Source organism: Agrobacterium sp. CCNWLW32 (genome assembly GCF_037083425.1).
Taxonomy (GTDB): Bacteria; Pseudomonadota; Alphaproteobacteria; order Rhizobiales; family Rhizobiaceae; genus Agrobacterium; species Agrobacterium radiobacter.
Map to the genome: position 1 here is coordinate 476,481 of NZ_JBAOJM010000001.1, position 13,859 is coordinate 490,339.

Here is a 13,859-nt window from a genome sequence, read left to right on the forward strand (position 1 = left end):
GCGCATGACGCGCAAGGATTACGAGACGATTGCCGCTGCGATCCGGCGGAGCCGCGCCAAAGACCGGGAAGGAATTGTCCGGGTCATCGCTGGCAACATGCTGGACGATTTAGCGGAAGACTTGGCTGGCGAACTCGCTGCCGACAATCCCCGATTTGATACCGCCCGCTTCCTGAAAGCGTGTGGCTGTGAAGCCTGATCCACCCATTCCGCGCCATTAGTGCGCCCAAATCATCCCACTATAGGAACCAATTCGATGACTGATATCGTCGCCACGAAGGAAAGCAGTGCAGCCGCCGTCGCAAAGGCAGTCCCGGCAACGTCCGTGGCCGTCAAAATTGAAGGCTATGACAACGCCTCTCGGTCGCCCGTTCAGGACGGCTTTGTGGACCCTTTCAAGGCGGCGGATTTTCTGGTCGTCGGACAGGTTCGCTCGTCCTTCACCTATGACGTTCTCCCCACGTACAACAACCCAAATGTAGAAGCGGCGGTAGATCGTCTGCAACGCGCGGGTTATCGCTCGAAGCATATCGTGTCGCTCCCGGCGGAGCAGGGCTACTCTCCGTGGTCCTACTTCGAGAAGTACGTTCTGCCGTTCATGCATAGCCCGTGGAATGGAAACTCGATTTTCAGCGATAATTTGGACCGCTGGATTGAGAGCTTCCCGGTCCCCTCAAAGAAGGTTGCGGGGCTCGTCGCTTACTTCCAAGATGCGGACAAGCGGGCTCGCGACATCCAGACGCCGATTAAGCCGGGGAAGTACCTCAAGAAGTTCTTCGGCGACATCCTCAGTGAGGAGACCATTCAGGCTCTCGCGTTGGAGTGGACGAACGCTTACTCGCCTCGTGCATTGAATGTCACGCAGGACGCCGACGAGATCGAGCGCGTCTATCGCGGCAAGTATAATGGCTCTTGTATGCACTTCCGTCACGGCGACCACAGCGGCGATGAGCATCCCGCTCGTGTCTACGCCGGTCCAGACCTCGGTATCGCCTACATCGGTGACATCGACAGCGTTGATGGGCGTTGCCTCGTCTGGCCCGACAAGAAAATCTACTTCGGCAAGTTCTATGGCGATTATCACCGCTTGGAAGCCTCGCTGATCGCCGCCGGGTACTCGGAAGGAGAGGAAGCGGAGTTTAGCGGCGCTCGCCTCCAGCGCATCCCGTATGGAGGTGGTTTCGTCCTTCCTTACATCGACACTCACGAGAGCGTCAGGGACAACGGAACGTGGCTCATTCTGGACGATGACGGTGAGATTGGTGCACGAAACACCAATGGCCTGTCGGATGACGTCTGCCGTTGCGACGATTGCGAGGAGCCCGAACACGAAGAAAACATGACCTATATCGGGTCTGTTGATCGCCGGGTCTGCGAGCATTGCCGCTCCTCCAACTACTTCTATTGCGATGAAATGGATGACTACTACCCGGACGAGGATGGCGTCTCTGTTGAAGGCGCGGGCACTTATTCGCGGCGTGGCGTTGACCGGATGGTCAATCGCGAAACCGTCTTCTTCTGCGAGGAGACCGAGGAGTATTATTCCTCCTCCAGCTACGACCACACTGTGCTGACGGATGGGCGCACTGTGGCGCTTCATATCGCGGAGGAGCGTGGCTACTTCTGCGCCTTCTCGGATCAATACTCGCTCGATCACAACACGAAGCAGGAACTCTCCGATGGTCGCTATGTCGATTTGGACATGGTTTCCAACACGGCTGAACTCGACGCTTGGTGCGACAGCGAAGGCGTGACGCTCGTCGGGGCTATCAAAGACGAAAACCAGATCGAACTCGCCTTGGCCGCTTAATGCGGCCCGGTCGGTCCTCTCTATTCCCACATAAGGAGCCTCGGCATGGCCCGCTCGGCTGACGAAAGCACAATCCTCCAGATGTTCCGCTACATGCGCCCGATGGGCTCGACCACGGAACAGATTTTCATCAACCAATACCTCGCACCTCTCGGGTTCAAGCGGGATGAGTTCGACAATCTCGTCCTGACCGTGGGGGAGAACGCGCCTTTCTTGTTCTCCTGCCACATGGATACGGTGCATAACGTGGAGGGACTGCAAACGCTCTCCTACGACGAGGAGACCGGCATTCTGTCGCTCTCAAAGAGGGCGAAACGTTCCGGCTCAAATTGCCTCGGGGCGGATGACACGGCGGGAATTTGGCTCATCACTGAAATGGTGAAAGCTGGAGTGCCGGGGACCTACATCATCCACTACGGCGAGGAGAGCGGCTGCATCGGCTCCACAAATCTCGCTAAGGGTAATCCGATGTGGCTCTCGCAGTTCAGTTTTGCGATGGCCTTTGACCGCGCCTATCGGGAGGACGTAATCACCCACCAGATGGGCAGACGGACATGCTCGGAGGCGTTCGCTCGATCTCTCTCAGCCGCACTCGGCGGGAAGTACCGCCCGGATAGCGGGGGAGCTTACACGGACACGAACGAGTACGCCCATATAATTCCCGAATGCACAAACGTCTCGGTGGGCTACTTTAGGCAGCACTCATCGGACGAAACGCAGGACGTTCGGTTCTTGATCGAACTGCGAGACAAATTGACCAAGCTGGACTTCACCTCGCTCGTCATCGAACGCGATCCGACTGCCGCGCCTTGGGATGACGACGACGACTATCTCCCCTTCTATGGCACCCGATATTCGGATTTCCACAGCTTTTCACAGCAGGATGGGGACGACCTGAAAAGCCTTGTTCTTCAATATCCTGACCTCGTCGTTGACATCCTCGAAGGGCTCGGCGTGGACAAACATGAGCTTCAATCTCAGGTTCAGCAATTTTACGGCTTCACTGCCTATAACAGTTCCGGTTATGGGAAGAAACGGGCGGCGGGTTGAGGATTTATGAACCTTGTAATCGCCGCTCAATTCGCTCGGGACGGTTATCTCATCCTTGCTTTTATAGTAGGGGCTTGGGGGGTCTATGACACGTTCTTTCGACGTTAAAAAGGGAGTGGTTTGGGGTAACCCTCCCGACTAAATGTAGGGCAGTTGTGAAATGACAAACAACGAAGTGCAGCATGTTTCCCATGAGATTGAGTGCTTGTCGTTAGCGGCAGAATTCCTCATGAGTGCCGTCCGGGCTCTAGCAATTGGGGCCGATCCGAACGGTTTGGATGTGTCCGATCCAGTTAAATGGGCAACCGCTAAAATTCAAGAAAGCAAGCTCGCACCTCAAAGGCCGGATTGACACGGCTTTCGGCATGACCGATACAACCCATAATGGGACGGATTAGAGGGATTTAGGATGGTTATTTCAAGATCGCAAAAAGTTGGCGTTAAAGCCCTCATATCGGTGGTTGAGGAAGTGCAAAAGCACTACCCTCGGATGGAACTCGGACAACTCTCCGTGCTTCTCCGGGTTCTTGACCGTCCGGGCACAAACGCGGCGGAGCTTGTAAAAACCACGGGTCTTTCGAAGTCAGCCCTTTCAAGAGCAGTTCGAGTTCTTGGAAGTTCCGCTTACACCCATGATGGGGATGGTTCGCAGCGCGAACACGGTCTCAACCTCATAACTCAAATCATCGACCCGGCTGACAGTCGGGCAAAGCTGGTCGCTCCAACGACTTTGGGGCGACGACTTGGTGACGAGTTCGAGCGCATCATAGGAGACGCATGTAATGGCAAGACTAAGGGGTAGTCAGTGGCAAGCTGACGTTAGAACACCAGACGGAAAGAGACTTCGACCCACTTTCAAATCTAAAGCCCTTGCGGAAGCTTGGGAGACTGCGGCGCGCTTAGCTATTGAACAGGGCAAGGCCATTCCTCCTGTTCAGGCTCAAGCGAAAGCCCGAAGCACCGATCTAAGTCTTCTCGGAAACCTCTATGACCACGTTTGCCGTACCGAATGGAGCAATCTTCGGTCTGCCGCAACGGCGGTACGCAACGGGAAGCATGTCGTGGATTACTTCGGTCGCAACAAAGTTGTAGCCGAGATCACTCCAGCCGAAGCGGCGGAAATGAAAGTCCACTTCGCGGAGCAGGGCCTTACCCCGGCTACCGTCAACCGCAAGGTTGCCGCGCTGTCCAAACTCTTGCGTGTCGCGAAAGATAACGGGATCGTGGTCAATCTTCCACGCCTCCGATGGAATAAGGTCGAGCAGACCAAGTTCCGGTACTTGGACGACAAGGAGGAGAAGGCGTTGCTCGCCTATTGGGAGAGCATGGGGTACTCCGACCTCCACGACCTCTCGATCCTTCTCATCGACACAGGGGCTCGCTGCTTCTCTGAAATGTTGCCGGTTAGATGGGACGCCTTTGGTCCGGACTTCAAAACGGTGACGTTCTGGAAGACTAAGACTAACAAGCCGCGTACCGTGCCGCTCACCAAGCGATGCCAAGCAATCCTCAAGGAGCGCCACAAGACCAAGGATCGCAACCCCGTGGATGAGCGGTGGGGTCCTTTCGCTGGCTTCGCCCGTGGGTCCATGCGCTCCCGTTGGGACACCATGCGGGAAGTCTTGCATATGGCTGACGTGACGCCGCACACCCTGCGACACACCTGCTGCACTCGGCTCGTCCTCGGCGGCGTGGATGTGAAGCGCGTAATGGAATGGATGGGGCACAACGCTATTGTCACAACCATGCGTTACATGCAAATAAGGCCGAACTCCCTTGAGGAGATCGTTCACGTACTAGAGGCGGCGTAATGCCAAGAGACTTTCTCAAAGAGCCCATTAGTTGGCTGTTTGTGATTTCCGGCGTGATCCTCGTGCTGAATGCACTTGGGATATGGCCGTGGGGTCCTTTCACCTCCAACTAATCAACAGCCCTCGGATCACCTCCGGGGGCTTTTGGTAAGGGCCTTTGAGAAGGTCGCCTCCAATTACACCCTAGTTAAGCTCGTCTTCGCCCTCGGTCCTCAAACCGGGGGTTTTTTCGTTCCCTTACGTGTCCACGAAAGGAGCCACTTATGCTGGCCGCTCTCATCGGTCGAGCCGTCATCGCCTTCCTCATCATCCTCGGCATTCTCGCCATCGCTAAGTTTCTCAACGACGCTTCCAAGAAAGGAACCAACTAATATGTCCCCCAAGCTCGCTGCACTCGGTATCTCCGCTTTCGCTATTGCTGCCGTCTCCTTCGGTTCCTTCTTTGTGGTCGATCAGGGGGAGCGCGGTGTCGTGACCCGGAACGGCGCAATCATGGCGGTGGTTGAACCTGGCCTTCACTGGAAGATGCCATTCGTTGACGCTGACCACACCATTGATGTCCGCTCCAAGGCGAAGACCTACGAGAACGTCATGGCCTATAGCGCGGACCAGCAAACCGCCACGCTGGCCGTCTCGATCAATTACTCGATCCCCGGCGACAAGGCGGGCCTCGTCTATTCTGAGTACGGCAACGAAGAAAACCTTCTGTCCCGCCTCGTGGAGCGCAAGGCGATGGCCGCAATCAAGAACACGTTCGGCGGCTACAACGCCGCCCGTGCGATCACGGAGCGCGCCAAGCTCACGTCTGAAATTCAGATGGCGATGCAGGATGCGGTTGACGGGCCGGTCATAATCGAAGGCTTCCAGATCGAGAACATCGACTTCTCGGACGCCTACGAGCAGAAGATCGAGGAGCGGATGAGCGCCGAGATCGAGGTCCAGAAGCTCAAGCAGAACGCCGAGCGTGAGAAGGTACAGGCGGAGATCACCGTCACACAGGCTCAGGCAACCGCTGACGGTATCCGCGCCACTGCACAGGCCGAAGCCGACGCAGCCCGCCTCCGTGGTGAAGCAGAAGCCGCAGCCATCCGGGCCAAGGGTGCAGCCCTCCGCGACAACCCGACCCTGATCGACCTCACCGCAGCCGAGAAGTGGAACGGCATTTTGCCAACCACGATGGTTCCGGGCTCGGCAACCCCATTCGTCAACGTGAAGTGAGTCTCCAGTGACCGATCAAATCAACGCAAACGGCAAGGCGTTCAACGGCAACAAGTTCGCCTTCATCGGCTCAGTAATCTTCTTCCTCGTCCTTCTCGCGGCGGTCTTGTGAAGTTCTGTAAGGACTGCCGCTTCTATCGGGGCAGCTACTGCTACGCCCCCGAGGCGGCACAGATTGATGCCGTTACCGGTCCTCAAGCGAGTTCGGCCCACCTCGCAAGAAAATACGATTGCGGGACCGAGGACGCAAAGTTTTTCCAGCCCCGCCTCATCGCCAGAACGATCCAAAAACTGAAAGGAATGCTCTCATGAACCGTCTTACCTTCCTCCGTGGTTTCGCCGCCGGTTTCGTTGGCTCCGCACTCGTCGTCGCTGTGGTCTCCTTAGCTACTCCGGCCAAGGCTTTTGACGTTCCGTTCGACTGGACGTGCAATGCAGCGGGAACCTCTTGCCGCGCTCCGGGCCTCCAGCCGCCGAAGCAGAAATTCCCCGCCGCATTCTTCAAGAAATATGGATACCCGAAGCAGATCGTGGTCGAGAACAAGGCCGACTTCGACGCAGTAAATTCGGGCTGGAAGACTACCGGCGACTGCGAGGCGCTTCTTTTGGATGACGACTACCCGGACGTTGCGGCGGCGAAGGCGAAGTATTGCCTGTTCCACCAGAAGGGCTACCGGGCTCCGAAGCCGAAGATCGTCAAGGGTTGGTAACGTGACAGCATGGATGGCGGCGGTAATCGTCGCCTCCCTCCAACAACAGCAGCGCCGCCGAGAGCAAGAGCGAGAAGACTATGAACGTAAGCTTCGAGAACGGAAGGCCCGTGAGGCCCAATCCAAATCAGACAGAAATGCTTTTCCTTCCGGCCAAAGACACGCTCTACCGGGCTCTCTACGGAGGCTCGGTGGACGAAGCCAGCCGGGACATGGTGAACCGCTACGCCAAACAGAAGGGCGGTATAGCGCTTCGCGTAGAGTGCCCTCGTGATCCCGCAGATATCCACCGCTCTACGCTCAGTCTGATGGATTACGCTTTGCAAGATGTCGAGGTGTCGATGTCCCAAGCTTTCGCTGACATGATGATATATGGTCGCGGAGTAATAGGGGCCGACTTCCGGGGCCGCATCTACGGTCGCCGCGCTGACGTTTTCGTGGCCGACGACTTGGAGGCGGCGTGATGGACCTCGCCAAGACCCAATTCTTCTTTGAGACCGGAGCCTACACCACCACGGTTCGAACGTTCCGCCGCAAGAGGATGACAGCCCTAGTGGACCGAACAGGGAAGCCACTCAGGCTGATGGAACACGACGAGTGGCTTCGGTTCAAGAAGGACTGGTCGAAGGAAATTGAGAGCGATGGCGTGAGGCTGGCGACCATTTGGACCTTGATCGAGGTCGTTGGTACGGACGGCGGGACTCGAACCCGCACGGCGTTAGCCGAGGGCTTTTAAGGCCCTTGTGTCTACCATTCCACCACGTCCGCATGTGGGCACAATAGTCCACATATCCTCTGCATCGAGTCTCGTCAAATTGTGTGACCAACCTGTGACCAAACGTGCCCCGGATGTGACCACTTGTGCCCCCGGATTTCAGCCTAAGCAGTTGATTTCATTGGACAGGGCGCAGACGTCCGGGGCACTTAAAATCTGCCGACCATTGGTCTTGCGGGTTCAAGTCCCGCCGTCCGCACCACCTTCACCCACAAACAAAGTGCGCCCCTGCAGCGCAGATGCGGCAAGGATAGATTGCCAATTCGCGTTGATATTCAGGCGTTGGTTGCTTTTGTTCCTAGTGGTGCGCCCAAAAAATAATCCTGCTCAAGCAAGCGGCATATTTCTTCGAAAATCACCCAAAAGAACCTATTGACCTTGCCACGATGGGAAGCCCTATCTTTTTTTTAACACAAGAAAAGAGGGGTCGTACGCATGTCACAAATGGAGATCCGGGCGAGTCACCAGATTGCGATCGATGGCATGACATGCGCCTCCTGTGTCGGCCGCGTGGAAAAGGCGATTGCCAAGGTGCCGGGCGTTCTGAAGGCCTCGGTCAATCTCGCGACGGAACGCGCTGATATCTCCTTTTCCGGATCGCCCGACGTGCCGGCCGTGATCGCGGCGGTCCGGAATGCTGGGTATGGCGTCGAAGAAAAAACCATCGAACTCGATATCGAGGGTATGACCTGCGCCTCCTGCGTCGGTCGTGTTGAAAAGGCGCTGAAGGCTGTTTCCGGTGTTTCCGATGCGACCGTCAATCTGGCGACCGAGCGTGCCACCATCCGCGTTGCCGGCAATGCCGCCTCTGCAGCCACCCTGGCGGAGGCGATCAAGCGGGCGGGCTATACGGCGAGCGAAATCATCGCCGACAAGGCCGGTGATGTGGAGCAGGATAGACGCGCTACGGAACTGCGCGGCCTGAAAATCAGCCTTGCCGTGGCCGCTGCGCTGACGTTGCCAGTCTTCGTGCTGGAGATGGGCTCGCATCTGGTGCCCGCCATCCATGATTTTGTGATGGAAACGGTCGGCATGCAGGAAAGCTGGTATCTGCAATTTGTGCTGACGACACTGGTCCTGTTCGGGCCCGGCCTGCGCTTCTTTAAAAAGGGCATACCCGCACTGCTAAGGCTGGCGCCGGACATGAATTCGCTCGTCGTACTGGGCACCGCCGCCGCCTGGGGATTTTCGGTGGTGGCAACCTTCCTGCCCGAAATCCTGCCGCGTGGCACGGCCAATGTCTATTATGAGGCGGCGGCGGTTATCGTCACGCTCATCCTTCTCGGCCGATTCCTCGAAGCGCGCGCCAAAGGCCGCACCAGCGAGGCGATAAAGCGCCTCGTCGGCCTGCAGGCGAAGTCCGCCCGCGTGCTGCGCGATGGCGAAACCGTTGATGTGCCGTTGCAGGATGTGCGCACCGGCGATGTGATCGTCGTTCGCCCCGGCGAGAAAGTGCCGGTCGATGGGCTGGTTCTCAGCGGTTCTTCTTATGTCGATGAATCGATGATCACTGGCGAGCCGGTCCCGGTCACCAAGGCGGCGGGTTCCGAGGTTGTCGGCGGCACGGTGAACCGCAATGGCTCCTTCACCTTCCGTGCAACCAAGGTGGGTGCCGATACGCTGATCGCCCAGATCATCCGCATGGTGGAGGAGGCGCAGGCCGACAAGCTGCCCATTCAGGCGCTGGTCGACAAGGTCACCAACTGGTTCGTGCCGGCTGTCATGCTGGCCGCACTCGCCACTTTCACCGTCTGGTTCATCTTTGGGCCTGATCCGGCCTTGACCTTCGCGCTCGTCAACGCGGTTGCGGTTCTCATCATCGCCTGTCCCTGCGCCATGGGCCTTGCCACGCCGACCTCGATCATGGTCGGCACCGGCCGCGCCGCCGAGATGGGCGTGCTGTTCCGCCGCGGCGATGCGCTTCAGACGCTGCGCGATGCCGACGTGATTGCCGTTGACAAGACCGGCACCCTGACGCTCGGCAAGCCGAAGCTGGTGCATTTCACCACGACGCAGGGCTTCGATGCGGATGAGGTGCTTCGCCTCGTCGCCTCGCTGGAGAACCATTCCGAACATCCGATTGCGGAGGCGATCGTCGAGGCGGCGAAACATGGCGGCCTGACGCTTGCCAATGCGGAAGGCTTCGAGGCGACCCCCGGTTTTGGTGTTGCAGCCATGGTTGACGGCCGCAGGGTCGAAGCGGGCGCAGACCGGTTCATGATCAAGCTCGGTTATGACGTCGCGATGTTTGCCGATGATGCCGAAAGGCTGGGCAGGGAAGGGCAGTCGCCGCTTTATGCCGCCGTCGATGGCAGGCTGGCCGCGATCATCGCCGTTGCCGATCCGATCAAGCAGACGACCCCGGAGGCGATTGCGGCGCTGCATGCGCTGGGCCTCAAGGTCACGATGATCACCGGTGACAATCGCCGCACTGCCGAAGCTATAGCCCGCCGTCTCGGTATTGATGAGGTGGTGGCGGAAGTGCTGCCCGACGGCAAGGTCGAGGCCGTCAAAAGGCTTGCTGCCGGCGGGCGACGTGTCGCCTTTGTCGGGGATGGGATCAATGATGCACCGGCGCTTGCTGCGGCCGATGTCGGGCTTGCCATCGGCACGGGTACGGATGTCGCGATTGAAAGTGCCGATGTGGTCTTGATGTCTGGCGATCTGCGCGGTGTTGCCAACGCCATCGCGCTCTCCAAGGCGACCATCCGCAATATCGGCCAGAATCTGTTCTGGGCCTTCGCTTACAACGCTGCACTCGTTCCGGTGGCGGCTGGAATATTGTATCCTGTCAACGGCGTTCTGCTGTCGCCTGTCCTTGCTGCCGGAGCCATGGCGCTTTCCAGCGTCTTCGTATTGACGAACGCGCTGCGCCTGAAAAGCTTCCGTGCACCGCTGGTGGACAGACCGGCGGGCATGCAGCTCGCAGCGGCCGAATAGGAGGCGGATGTGATGACGCCTGGCAACACAATCTATCTGCCGCAGATCGGGCGCAGCATCATGGCGGCGCAGGGTGAAACCGTGCTTCAGGCCGCGTTGGCCGCTGGCGTCACCTATCCGCATGGCTGTCGCATGGGCCGCTGCGGGGCCTGCAAATCGCATCTCATTTCCGGCAAGATCGATCTTCTCAAGCATACGCCCTTCTCCTTGACCGAAGAGGAAAAGGCGGATGGTCTGACGCTCGCCTGCCGGGCCGTGCCGTTAAGCGACATGACGATCAGCTGGCTCGATGGGGCGGATGAGATCGCCGATATTCCGACCGGCCGCTTTGAGGGCGTGGTGGCGGAAGTGGTGGATGCGACACATGATATCAAGCTCATCCGTATCCGGCTCAACGAGCGCGGGCAGTTTGCCTTCAAGCCCGGACAATATGTGCGCCTGCTTTATGCGGACTGTTCGCCGCGTGACTATTCCATCGCCAGTCGGGTGGATGAGGAATTGATCGAATTTCACATCCGGCACGTTCCCGGCGGCATGACGAGCGGCCGCATCTTTTCGCTCGCCAGGGCTGGTGACCCCGTGACGATCGTGGGGCCTTTCGGTTCTTCGTTCCTGCGGGAAAAACATTGTGGGCCCATCCTCGGCATTGCCGGCGGGTCGGGGCTTGCCCCCGTCAAGGCGGTTGTCGAGGCAGCACTTGCAACGGGCCGTGAACGCCCGGTTCATGTCTATTTCGGCGCGCGCGCTCAGCGTGATCTCTATATGCTCGACCGCTTCGGAGATCTTGCCGCGCGGCATGGCAATCTGAGCTTCGTTCCGGTTCTCTCGCATGAAGACCATGCCGATATCAGGTGCGGTTATGTCGGTGCGGCGGTGGCGGATGATTTCGACGATCTCGATGGCTGGAAAGCCTATATTGCCGGACCGCCGGCCATGATCGAGGCGACGGTGCCGCAGCTTCTGGCGCGCGGCATGCGCACCGCCGACATTCATGCAGACGTGTTTTTCACCCCGGAAAGATAGGAGCAGGATCGATGAACATTGGCACAGCCGCCACCGCCTCCGGTGTTTCTGCAAAGATGATCAGGCATTACGAGATGATCGGCCTGATCAAATCGGCAAACCGCACGGATTCCGGATACCGGGTCTATACGGCCAATGATCTGGAAACGCTGCGCTTCATCCGCCGCGGACGCGATCTCGGTTTTTCCATCGAAAAGATCAGGCAGCTCATGACCCTGTGGCGCGATCCGGGTGGCGCCTCCTGCGATGTCAAACGCATCGTCATGGAACATGTCGTCGATCTGGAAGCGAAGATGCACACGCTTCGGGAGATGGCAGACACGCTTCGAAACCTTGCAACCTATTGCCCCGACAATGGTGAGCCGGAGTGCCCGATCATTCAGGATCTGGCCCATTCCGAAAATGTCGATTTTGCACCGGTGGCTGTCGTGCCCAAGCGGCCCGGCATGCTGAAGGGTACGTCCGGGCCGGTGATGGATTTACATCGCCTGGCGAAATAAGCGGCTTTTCCCTTTGGGGGCGAGCGTCGATTGCAGTGGAAATGCCAATTGCTGTGAAGGAGACAGGGCCATGTGGATACAGATAATACAGCGCTTCTTTATTCTGTGCCTGATGCTGGCGATCGTTTCCGTCATCGCGTTTCTTCTGCCCTATATGGCGGGCGGTGATCCGGCCCGCACCATCCTGTTTTCACGCATGCGCGATACGGCACTTGATCCACATGCAGTGGAGGCGCTCCGGGCCAGTCTCGGGCTCGACCGGCCGCTTTACGTGCAATATTTCGCATGGCTGTCGAATGCGTTGCGTGGCGACCTTGGGTTTTCCTTCACCAGCAGCCAGCCTGTCGCTGCCGAGCTTATGCGGTCGCTCTGGGTGTCGGTGACGCTGGCGCTGACGGCGCTGGCGTTCGCGATCGCCGTCGCCCTGCCGCTCGGCACATTGGCGGCGATGCGTCCGGGCGGTCGTCTGGACAATTTCGCGACGCTGATGATCCAGACATTCGTCGCAACGCCCGAATACTGGTTCGCGCCCATGTCGGCGCTGGTCTTTGCGCTCTATCTCGGCTGGTTGCCCTCGGCCGGATGGGATAGCTGGCGCTCGCTGGTGCTTCCTGCGCTGACCCTGACGCTGCGGCCGCTCGCCTATTTCACGCAGGTGACGCGCGCCGCCATGGCCGAGGTTTTGCGCGCGCCCTATATCACGGCGGCGCGCAGCCGCGGCCTTGGCATGCATGGCACGGTCATGCGCCACGGCATCCGCAACGGCTCGCTGCCGGTGGTCACCTTCTTTGCCCTGTGGCTTGCGGGGCTGCTTGGCGGATCGGTGGTCGTGGAAGTGATCTTCGCCATTCCCGGCATGGGCCGGCTTCTCTACGACGCCGTGGTCAATCGCGACATCCCGATGCTGCAGGGTGGTTTCATCTGCATCGTGGCCCTGTCCATCCTGGTCAATACCCTGGCCGACAGCTTCTATGTCCTGATCAATCCAGCAATGCGAGGTCACCATGACCACTAGCCTCTTTCCGAGCGCGCCAGCCGCTGCCATGCCGATGACCATGCCCAAGCGCCCCTCGAGCCTGTCCCGCTTCACGGATTTCATCCGCTGCCGGCACTGGACCTTCTATGCGGGAGCGGCGATTTTTCTCGTCATCATCCTGCTGCTGGTGATCGCGCCGTGGATTTCACCCTATGATCCGGCAAAGCAGAACCTTCGTCTGCGGTTGAATGCGCCAAGCGCCCTCTACTGGCTGGGAACGGACCACCTGGGCCGCGATGTGCTCAGCCGGCTGCTGATCGGCGGCCGCTTCACGGTCACCATTGCCGCCATCACCGTCATTCTTTCTGTCGTGATCGGGACCTTCATCGGCATCATCAGCGGCCGCAACCGCGGCATCCTCGACGAGGTGCTGATGCGCATCGTGGACCTGCTCATCGCCATACCTGACGTCGTGATCGCGATTTTCCTCGTGGCCATCTTCGGCCCGGGATACGGAACGCTGATCGCGTCGCTGACCATCGTCGGCTGGACACCTTTTGCGCGGCTGGCGCGGGGGCTGACGCTCTCGATCAATTCGCGTGAATATATCCGTGCCGCCGAGGTACTCGGCTGCACAAGGCGCTTCATCATCTTCCGGCATATCATTCCCAACACGATCTGGCCGATTGCGGCCGTGGCGTTCCTGCGCTTTGGCCACAAGCTGATCACGGTGGGCGGATTGTCATTTCTGGGCCTTGGCGTACAGCCGCCGGCCGCAGACTGGGCGCTGATGCTGGCCGACGCGCAGGCCTATGCGGAGCGGATGCCCGTCCTCGTCATCGCACCGGGTCTGGCGATCTTCCTTGCAGCGCTCAGCGTGACGTGGATCGGCCATGGCCTCAATCTGGAAACAAAGAAAACCAACGGTCATTGACGCCTGCGGGCGGGCAATGACGGATTTGACGATTGTCAAACATACGTGACGCAACGGAACAGGAAGGAGAGTAATATCGTCTGAAGCCGCATGAAAATTCGTGAATGCCTCC

The 13,859-nt window shown here is 58.8% G+C and carries 13 protein-coding genes and 1 tRNA gene; 13 read left to right on the forward strand and 1 reads right to left on the reverse strand.

Annotated features, from left to right (window positions below; all coding sequences use genetic code 11):
* The first annotated feature begins 4 nt into the window (after positions 1-4).
* The 8 genes from V6R85_RS02545 (at position 5) to V6R85_RS02580 (ending at position 7,063) form a co-directional block, all read left to right on the forward strand.
* Entirely contained in the window at positions 5-199 is a 195-nt protein-coding gene (locus V6R85_RS02545; RefSeq protein ID WP_035207783.1) for a hypothetical protein, read from the forward strand.
* 57 nt (positions 200-256) lie between these two features.
* On the forward strand, positions 257-1,810 hold the full coding sequence (locus tag V6R85_RS02550; RefSeq protein ID WP_336377014.1) for a hypothetical protein: 1,554 nt from the start codon (positions 257-259) through the stop codon (positions 1,808-1,810).
* 45 nt (positions 1,811-1,855) lie between these two features.
* Complete coding sequence (locus V6R85_RS02555) at positions 1,856-2,860, forward strand: hypothetical protein (RefSeq protein WP_060942346.1); 1,005 nt, start codon at positions 1,856-1,858, stop codon at positions 2,858-2,860.
* A gap of 160 nt (positions 2,861-3,020) precedes the next feature.
* A complete protein-coding gene (locus V6R85_RS02560) occupies positions 3,021-3,212 on the forward strand; it encodes a hypothetical protein (protein WP_155682153.1) in 192 nt (63 codons plus the stop codon).
* Positions 3,213-3,642: 430 nt separating this feature from the next.
* On the forward strand, positions 3,643-4,671 hold the full coding sequence (locus V6R85_RS02565) for a tyrosine-type recombinase/integrase (RefSeq protein ID WP_051634361.1): 1,029 nt from the start codon (positions 3,643-3,645) through the stop codon (positions 4,669-4,671).
* 372 nt (positions 4,672-5,043) lie between these two features.
* Positions 5,044-5,889: a prohibitin family protein gene (locus V6R85_RS02570; protein ID WP_035207794.1), complete on the forward strand. Its 846-nt coding sequence runs from the start codon at positions 5,044-5,046 to the stop codon at positions 5,887-5,889.
* Positions 5,890-6,197: 308 nt separating this feature from the next.
* Positions 6,198-6,599 carry a hypothetical protein gene (locus tag V6R85_RS02575; RefSeq protein ID WP_035207798.1) on the forward strand — a complete coding sequence of 134 codons (402 nt, stop codon included), beginning with the start codon at positions 6,198-6,200 and terminating at the stop codon, positions 6,597-6,599.
* An 80-nt stretch (positions 6,600-6,679) separates the two neighbouring features.
* On the forward strand, positions 6,680-7,063 hold the full coding sequence (locus V6R85_RS02580) for a hypothetical protein (protein WP_035207799.1): 384 nt from the start codon (positions 6,680-6,682) through the stop codon (positions 7,061-7,063).
* Positions 7,064-7,283: 220 nt separating this feature from the next.
* Here V6R85_RS02580 and V6R85_RS02585 read toward each other — a convergent pair.
* Positions 7,284-7,367, reverse strand: a tRNA-Leu gene (locus tag V6R85_RS02585).
* A 442-nt stretch (positions 7,368-7,809) separates the two neighbouring features.
* Here V6R85_RS02585 and V6R85_RS02590 point away from each other — a divergent pair.
* From V6R85_RS02590 to V6R85_RS02610, 5 genes are all read left to right on the forward strand, one after another.
* The gene (locus V6R85_RS02590; RefSeq protein ID WP_111817221.1) at positions 7,810-10,314 is read left to right on the forward strand and encodes a heavy metal translocating P-type ATPase; all 2,505 of its coding nucleotides are present in this window, start codon (positions 7,810-7,812) and stop codon (positions 10,312-10,314) included.
* Between the two features lie 12 nt (positions 10,315-10,326).
* A complete protein-coding gene (locus V6R85_RS02595; RefSeq protein WP_087743773.1) occupies positions 10,327-11,337 on the forward strand; it encodes a 2Fe-2S iron-sulfur cluster-binding protein in 1,011 nt (336 codons plus the stop codon).
* An 11-nt stretch (positions 11,338-11,348) separates the two neighbouring features.
* Positions 11,349-11,837: a Cu(I)-responsive transcriptional regulator gene (gene cueR, locus V6R85_RS02600; protein ID WP_111834294.1), complete on the forward strand. Its 489-nt coding sequence runs from the start codon at positions 11,349-11,351 to the stop codon at positions 11,835-11,837.
* 70 nt (positions 11,838-11,907) lie between these two features.
* On the forward strand, positions 11,908-12,852 hold the full coding sequence (locus V6R85_RS02605; RefSeq protein WP_003502250.1) for an ABC transporter permease: 945 nt from the start codon (positions 11,908-11,910) through the stop codon (positions 12,850-12,852).
* Positions 12,842-13,747, forward strand: coding sequence for an ABC transporter permease (locus V6R85_RS02610; RefSeq protein ID WP_111834295.1), 906 nt, complete (start codon positions 12,842-12,844; stop codon positions 13,745-13,747). Before V6R85_RS02605 ends, V6R85_RS02610 begins: the two co-directional genes overlap by 11 nt.
* The last annotated feature ends 112 nt before the right edge of the window (positions 13,748-13,859 follow it).

What these genes read in the sequence shown, in the direction of transcription:
- V6R85_RS02555 (WP_060942346.1), top strand. Translation starts at nt 1,856, where the DNA reads ATGGCCCGCTCGGCTGACGAAAGCACAATCCTCCAGATGTTCCGCTAC.
- V6R85_RS02580 (WP_035207799.1), top strand. Translation starts at nt 6,680, where the DNA reads ATGAACGTAAGCTTCGAGAACGGAAGGCCCGTGAGGCCCAATCCAAAT.
- V6R85_RS02595 (WP_087743773.1), top strand. Translation starts at nt 10,327, where the DNA reads ATGACGCCTGGCAACACAATCTATCTGCCGCAGATCGGGCGCAGCATC.
- V6R85_RS02590 (WP_111817221.1), top strand. Translation starts at nt 7,810, where the DNA reads ATGTCACAAATGGAGATCCGGGCGAGTCACCAGATTGCGATCGATGGC.
- cueR (WP_111834294.1), top strand. Translation starts at nt 11,349, where the DNA reads ATGAACATTGGCACAGCCGCCACCGCCTCCGGTGTTTCTGCAAAGATG.
- V6R85_RS02545 (WP_035207783.1), top strand. Translation starts at nt 5, where the DNA reads ATGACGCGCAAGGATTACGAGACGATTGCCGCTGCGATCCGGCGGAGC.
- V6R85_RS02565 (WP_051634361.1), top strand. Translation starts at nt 3,643, where the DNA reads ATGGCAAGACTAAGGGGTAGTCAGTGGCAAGCTGACGTTAGAACACCA.
- V6R85_RS02575 (WP_035207798.1), top strand. Translation starts at nt 6,198, where the DNA reads ATGAACCGTCTTACCTTCCTCCGTGGTTTCGCCGCCGGTTTCGTTGGC.
- V6R85_RS02610 (WP_111834295.1), top strand. Translation starts at nt 12,842, where the DNA reads ATGACCACTAGCCTCTTTCCGAGCGCGCCAGCCGCTGCCATGCCGATG.
- V6R85_RS02570 (WP_035207794.1), top strand. Translation starts at nt 5,044, where the DNA reads ATGTCCCCCAAGCTCGCTGCACTCGGTATCTCCGCTTTCGCTATTGCT.
- V6R85_RS02605 (WP_003502250.1), top strand. Translation starts at nt 11,908, where the DNA reads ATGTGGATACAGATAATACAGCGCTTCTTTATTCTGTGCCTGATGCTG.
- V6R85_RS02560 (WP_155682153.1), top strand. Translation starts at nt 3,021, where the DNA reads ATGACAAACAACGAAGTGCAGCATGTTTCCCATGAGATTGAGTGCTTG.
- V6R85_RS02550 (WP_336377014.1), top strand. Translation starts at nt 257, where the DNA reads ATGACTGATATCGTCGCCACGAAGGAAAGCAGTGCAGCCGCCGTCGCA.